Genomic DNA, 6,719 nt, shown 5'->3' on the forward strand with positions numbered 1-6,719 from the left:
TCGCCGTGGCCGGTGCGGCGCCTGGACTCGGCTCAGGCCTTGCTCGTCCGCGTCGTCTTCTTCGCGGCGGGCTTGGCGGCCTTCTTCGCGGCCGGGTCCGCGACCGACTTCGTCGCGGTCTTCTTGGCGGTGGCCTTGGACGCCACCGTCTTCGCCGCCGCCTTGCGCGGGCTCCGCACCGAGGACGCGTCGCTGATCCGGTCGGCACCGAGGACGTCCCGCAGGAACTTGCCGGTGTGGCTGGTGGCCACCCCGGCGACCTGCTCGGGCGTGCCCTCGGCGACCACCAGGCCACCGCCGGCGCCGCCCTCGGGGCCCATGTCGACGACCCAGTCGGCGGTCTTGATCACGTCGAGGTTGTGCTCGATGACGATGACCGTGTTGCCCTTGTCGACCAGGCCGGCCAGGACCGTCAGCAGCTTGCTGATGTCCTCGAAGTGCAGACCGGTGGTCGGCTCGTCCAGGACGTAGACCGTGCGGCCGGTGGAGCGGCGCTGCAGCTCGCTGGCGAGCTTGACGCGCTGGGCCTCGCCGCCGGACAGGGTGGTCGCGGACTGGCCGAGCCGGACGTAGCCGAGGCCGACGTCCTTGAGCGTCTTCATGTGCCGGGAGATCGCGGGGACCGCCTCGAAGAAGTCGGTCGCCTCCTCGATCGGCATGTTCAGGACGTCGGCGATGGACTTGCCCTTGTAGTGGACCTCCAGGGTCTCCCGGTTGTACCGGGCACCGTGGCAGACCTCGCACGGGACGTAGACGTCCGGGAGGAAGTTCATCTCGATCTTGATGGTGCCGTCGCCCGCGCAGTTCTCGCAGCGGCCGCCCTTGACGTTGAAGGAGAAGCGGCCGGGCAGGTAGCCGCGGACCTTCGCCTCCGTCGTCTCGGCGAACAGCTTGCGGACGTGGTCGAAGACGCCGGTGTACGTCGCCGGATTCGACCGCGGGGTGCGGCCGATGGGCGACTGGTCGACGTGGACGACCTTGTCGACGAGGTCGTCGCCGTCCACGCGCGTGTGGCGGCCGGGCACGCTCCGGGCGCCGTTCAGCTCGCGGGCCAGGTGCGTGTACAGGATGTCGTTGACCAGGGTCGACTTGCCGGAGCCGGAGACACCGGTGACGGCCGTGAAGACGCCCAGCGGGAAGGAGACGTCGATGTCCTGGAGGTTGTTCTCCCGGGCGCCGTGCACGGTGAGCTGCCGGGACGGGTCGTGCGGGCGCCGGATGTCGGGCAGCGGGATGGCCTTCCTGCCGGACAGGTACAGGCCGGTCTGCGACTCGGCGTTGTCGAGCAGTCCCTTGAGGGAGCCGCTGTGCACGACCTTGCCGCCGTGCTCACCGGCGCCGGGGCCGATGTCGACGATCCAGTCGGCGACCTTGATGGTGTCCTCGTCGTGCTCGACGACGATGAGGGTGTTACCCATGTCGCGGAGCCGGACGAGGGTCTCGATCAGCCGGTGGTTGTCGCGCTGGTGCAGGCCGATGGACGGCTCGTCGAGGACGTAGAGCACGCCGACGAGTCCGGAGCCGATCTGGGTGGCCAGGCGGATGCGCTGGGCCTCGCCGCCGGAGAGCGTGCCGGCCGCGCGGTTCAGCGAGAGGTAGTCCAGGCCGACGTCGACCAGGAAGCGGAGTCGCTCGTTGACCTCCTTCAGCACGCGCTCGGCGATCTTCTTGTCGCGGGCGCTGAGCTTGAGCTCGCCCAGGAAGTCGGCGCAGTCGCTGATGGACATCGCCGAGACCTCGGCGATCGACTTGCCCATGACGGTGACCGCGAGGACGAGGGGCTTGAGCCGGGTGCCCTCACAGGTGGGGCAGGGCACCTCGCGCATGTAGCCCTCGAAGCGCTCACGGCTGGCGTCGCTCTCGGCCTCGCTGTGCCGGCGCTTGACGAAGGGGATGGCGCCCTCGAAGGCCGTGGTGTACCGGCGCTCGCGGCCGTACCGGTTGCGGTAGCGGACCTCGACCTGGGTCTTGTGGCCGTACAGCAGGGCCTTGCGGGCGCGCAGCGGGAGGCCCCCGAAGGGGATGTCCGTGCGGAAGCCGAGCGCGTCCGCGAGGGCGCCGATCAGGCGGCCGAAGTAGTCCTTGGTGTGCCCGTGCGACCAGGGGTGGATGGCGCCCTCGTCGAGGGACTTGTCCTCGTCGGGGACGATCAGCTCCGGGTCGACCTCCATGCGGGTGCCGATGCCGGAGCAGTCGGGGCAGGCGCCGAAGGGCGAGTTGAAGGAGAAGGAGCGGGGCTCCAGCTCCTCGAAGGACAGGTCGTCGTACGGGCAGTACAGGTGCTCCGAGTACATGCGCTCGCGCTCGGGGTCGTCCTCGGGGAGGTCGACGAAGTCGAGCACGACCATGCCGCCGGACAGGCCGAGCGCGGTCTCGACGGAGTCGGTGAGGCGGCGCTTGGCGGAGTCCTTGACGGTGAGGCGGTCGACGACCACCTCGATGGTGTGCTTCTCCTGCTTCTTCAGCGTCGGCGGGGTGGAGAGCTGGATGGTCTCGCCGTCCACCCGCGCGCGGGAGTAGCCCTTGGTCTGGAGCTCCGCGAACAGGTCGACGAACTCGCCCTTGCGCTCGCGCACCAGCGGCGACAGCACCTGGAAGCGGCTGCCCTCCGGCAGCTCCAGGACCTTGTCGACGATGGCCTGCGGCGACTGGCGCGAGATCGGCCGGCCGCATTCCGGGCAGTGCGGCTTGCCGATGCGGGCGAAGAGCAGGCGCAGGTAGTCGTAGACCTCGGTGATGGTGCCGACCGTGGAGCGCGGGTTGCGCGAGGTCGACTTCTGGTCGATGGAGACCGCCGGGGAGAGGCCCTCGATGAAGTCGACGTCCGGCTTGTCCATCTGGCCGAGGAACTGCCGGGCGTAGGAGGAGAGCGACTCCACGTAGCGCCGCTGGCCCTCGGCGAAGATGGTGTCGAAGGCCAGGGAGGACTTGCCCGACCCGGAGAGGCCCGTGAAGACGATGAGCGAGTCACGCGGCAGGTCGAGCGAGACGTTCTTCAGGTTGTGCTCGCGCGCGCCACGGACGATGAGACGGTCGGCCACGCCGGTCCGCACCTTTCTTGAGAGAAGTGACAGGGGCGGGGCCCCCGTCTCTTCTCAGACTAGGGGGAGCCACTGACAACGCCGGTCGGATTCACCGGTTGTCAACAAACCCCGACTTCCCAGCATGCCCGACGCCGCATCCGACCTTATAGCACGCACATTCGAATTGCGGGCGTCGTCCACAACCTTCACCCGAAGGTGTGGCCCGGTCTAGGGTCAGCACCATGATTGATCACGCTCATGACCTGGCGTCTGTACGTGACGCGACCGAACGGCTGCTCACCGCGGTCGGGAAACTGGACAACGCGTCCGTGACGGAGTCGTCACGGCTTCCCGGCTGGAGCCGCGGCCACGTCCTCGCCCATCTCGCCCGCAACGCCGACGCGCTCGTGAACGTCCTCGAAGGACGCCCCATGTACGTCTCCGGCGAGGCCCGGGACGCCGACATCGAGCGGGACGCTCCGCGGTCCCTCGACGCCCAGCTCGCGGACGTGCGCGAGAGCGCGGCCGGGTTCCAGGCGGCCGGTGCGGCGCCCGCGGACTGGTCGCGCACGGTGGAGCTGCGCAACGGTGTCACCGACTCCGCGTCCCGGGTGCCCTTCCGGCGGTGGGTCGAGGTGGAGCTGCACCACGTGGACCTGGGCATCGGGTACGAGCTGGAGGATCTTCCGGCGGAGTTCATCGGGCGCGAGACCGACTTCCTCGCCGCCCGCTTCACCGGGCACCCGGACGTGCCGCCCACCCGGCTGACGGACGGTACGCACGCGTGGCGCACGGGCCGGGAGGCGGACGCACCGGAGGTGACCGTGACCGGTTCCCCGGCCGATCTGCTCGGCTGGCTCGCCGGGCGCCGCGAGGGCACCGCGCTCACGGTGACGGGCGGCCCGCTGCCGGAACTCCCGCCGCTGTAGCCCGTGCACGGCGGTCCGCGGACCGCCTCCCGGAGCTAGGCTGGCCGTCATGACGTACAGCGGAGAGGTGACGGTCGGCGGACCCGCCGACGTGCACGAGCTCAAGGACCTGATGATCACCAAGGTCGCGGTCGGCCCGATGAACAACAACGCCTATCTGCTGCGCTGCCGGGCCACCGACGAGCAACTGCTGATCGACGCCGCCAACGACGCGCACACGCTGCTGGGCACGATCGGTGACGACGGCATCGCGTCCGTCGTCACCACCCACCGCCACGGCGACCACTGGCAGGCACTCGCCGAGGTCGTCGCCGCCACCGGCGCCCGCACCCACGCCGGCCGGTACGACGCCGAGGGCATCCCGGTGCCGACCGACGTCGCGGTCGACGACGGCGACACGATCAGGGTGGGGCAGGTGGAGCTCACCGCGCGCCACCTGGTCGGCCACACGCCGGGGTCCATCGTCCTGGTGTACGACGACCCGCACGGGCATCCCCATGTGTTCACGGGTGACTGCCTCTTCCCGGGCGGTGTGGGCAACACCCACAAGGACCCGAAGGCGTTCGCGAGCCTGATCCACGATGTGGAGACGAAGGTCTTCGACGTGCTCGCGGACGAGACGTGGGTCTATCCCGGGCACGGCGACGACACCACGCTCGGCGCGGAGCGGCCGCACCTGCCGGAGTGGCGCAAACGCGGCTGGTGAGCGACCGGAGCGCGGCGCGGACGCCCCGCGCTCGAACCGGCGTGCGCGCCCCGTGTGACGCGTTCGCACACACCGGTGCTCCGCGCGCGCTCCCGGCCCACCGACAGGGGCGGTCCACTGAAGGCAGCCCCGCGCGGGATGACGGCTCCCGTGCGGTACGGGCCGCCGGTCTCCCGTTTTCCCGCCCTCGACCGGCGGCCCCGGCGGGCTCAGGCCCGGGCCTGTCCCGTCCCGGCCAGCGCGGCGACCCGCTCCACGGCGAACGCGTATCCCTGCACACCGCACCCCGCGATGACTCCGTCAGCGCGCTGCGAGACGTAGGAGTGGTGCCGGAACGGCTCCCGCTGGTGGATGTTGGAGATGTGGACCTCCACCACGGGCAGGCCGTCGCAGGTGTTGAGCGCGTCCAGGACGGCCACGGAGGTGTGCGAATAGGCGGCAGGGTTGATCACGATCCCGCAGTGGTTCAGCCGGGCCTCGTGGATCCAGTCGACCAACTCGCCCTCGTGGTTGGACTGCCGGAAGTCCACCGTGCCGCCGTGTGCCGCCGCCGTCTTCACGCACAGGGCCTCGACGTCGGCGAGGGTGTCGGAGCCGTAGATCTCCGGCTGTCGCTGGCCCAGCAGGTTCAGGTTGGGGCCGTTGAGGATCATGATCGGGGCGTTGGCCAGGGTGCGGGGCACGGTTCCTCCGGTCCGTGAGGGGTGCGGCGGCCCTTGCGCGACCGCCGCTCGGCCCCCGGTCTATCACGGCGCGTCGGCGCCCCGACCGGCCGTACCCGCCGCCTACGGATTGATCGCGAGCTCCAGATACGCCGCGAACAGCACCAGGTGGACCCCTCCTTGCAGGGGCGTGGCCCGTCCCGGGGCGACGGTCAGCGAGGCCACCACCACGGTCAGGGCGAGGAGCACCATGTGGATGGAGCTCAGGCCGAGGACCAGTGGACCGGTGAGCCACACGGAGGCCAGGGCGACCGCGGGAATGGTCAGGCCGATGCTGGCCATGGCCGAGCCGAGGGCGAGGTTCAGGCTGGTCTGCACCCGGTCGCGGCGCGCGGAACGCACCGCTGCGATCGTCTCGGGGAGCAGCACCAGCAGGGCGATGATGACGCCGACGACGGCGTGGTGCAGCCCGGCGGCCTCCACTCCTTCCTCGATGGTCGGCGACACTCCCTTCGCCAGACCGACGACGCCGATCAGCGCCAGCCCCAGCATCACCAGGCTGATCAGGGCGGTACGGGCGGACGGTGCGTGGGCGTGCTCCTCGACCGTGATCACTTTGCCCTGCCGGGTGATCGGCAGGAAGTAGTCGCGGTGCCGCACGGTCAGTGTCGCGATGAACAGGCCGTAGAGGATCAGCGAGGAGAGCGCCGCGAAGGTGAGCTGCACGGTGGAGAACTCCGGGCCGGGCGCGCTGGTGGTGAACGTCGGCAGCACCAGGCTGAGGGTGGCCAGGGTTGCCACCGTCGCGAGGGCGGCTCCGGTGCCCTCGGGGTTGAACACGGCGATGCCGTGCCGCAGTGAGCCGACCAGGAGGCTGAGGCCCACCACGCCGTTGCAGGTGATCATCACGGCCGCGAAGACCGTGTCCCTGGCCAGGGTGGCGCTCTTGTCGCCGCCGTCCACCATCAGCGTCACGATGAGCGCGACCTCGATGACCGTCACCGCGACGGCGAGGACCAGGGAGCCGAAGGGTTCGCCGACCCGATGGGCGACGACCTCCGCGTGGTGCACGGCGGCCAGCACGGCCATCGCGAGGACGACCGTCATCACCGCGACGAGGGCTCCGGGCAGATCGCGGCCCCAGGTGAGGATCAGCAGCACCACCGCGGCCATCGGGCTGATGGCCGTCCACTGAGTGATGAGCTCCCTGGGACGCGTGATCATGCGGCGATCGTCGCAGAGGGCGACGGTACCCGCATTCTCTGTCACGCGGTCCGGCGAACGAGAAGCGGGGGGGGGGGCGGGCACCCCCCCCCCCCCCCCGGGGGGGGGGCCAGCGACCGCCCGCCCCCCCCCGGGGGGGTGGGCCGGGGGCGGGGGGGGAGTATAAACAAAAAAG

5 protein-coding genes are annotated in these 6,719 nt (G+C 70.6%); 2 read left to right on the forward strand and 3 right to left on the reverse strand.

Annotated elements, in window-relative coordinates:
- Window positions 1-32 precede the first annotated feature (32 nt).
- Window positions 33-3,041 (reverse strand): excinuclease ABC subunit UvrA, encoded by a 3,009-nt coding sequence (gene uvrA, locus ACFC1X_RS22565; RefSeq protein WP_376356288.1) that lies wholly within the window; start codon window positions 3,039-3,041, stop codon window positions 33-35.
- 224 nt (window positions 3,042-3,265) lie between these two features.
- Between uvrA and ACFC1X_RS22570 the strand changes: the two genes are divergently transcribed.
- Together ACFC1X_RS22570 and ACFC1X_RS22575 are read left to right on the forward strand one after the other, a co-directional pair.
- Complete coding sequence (locus ACFC1X_RS22570) at window positions 3,266-3,952, forward strand: maleylpyruvate isomerase family mycothiol-dependent enzyme (protein WP_376356289.1); 687 nt, start codon at window positions 3,266-3,268, stop codon at window positions 3,950-3,952.
- A gap of 49 nt (window positions 3,953-4,001) precedes the next feature.
- On the forward strand, window positions 4,002-4,658 hold the full coding sequence (locus tag ACFC1X_RS22575) for an MBL fold metallo-hydrolase (RefSeq protein WP_376356291.1): 657 nt from the start codon (window positions 4,002-4,004) through the stop codon (window positions 4,656-4,658).
- Window positions 4,659-4,867: 209 nt separating this feature from the next.
- Here ACFC1X_RS22575 and aroQ read toward each other — a convergent pair whose 3' ends face one another.
- Together aroQ and ACFC1X_RS22585 are read right to left on the reverse strand one after the other, a co-directional pair.
- On the reverse strand, window positions 4,868-5,341 hold the full coding sequence (gene aroQ / locus ACFC1X_RS22580; protein ID WP_376356293.1) for a type II 3-dehydroquinate dehydratase: 474 nt from the start codon (window positions 5,339-5,341) through the stop codon (window positions 4,868-4,870).
- 102 nt (window positions 5,342-5,443) lie between these two features.
- Window positions 5,444-6,544 carry a calcium:proton antiporter gene (locus ACFC1X_RS22585; protein ID WP_376356295.1) on the reverse strand — a complete coding sequence of 367 codons (1,101 nt, stop codon included), beginning with the start codon at window positions 6,542-6,544 and terminating at the stop codon, window positions 5,444-5,446.
- Window positions 6,545-6,719 lie beyond the last annotated feature (175 nt).

This window comes from Streptomyces sp. NPDC056128 (genome assembly GCF_042263835.1).
GTDB lineage: Bacteria > Actinomycetota > Actinomycetes > Streptomycetales > Streptomycetaceae > Streptomyces.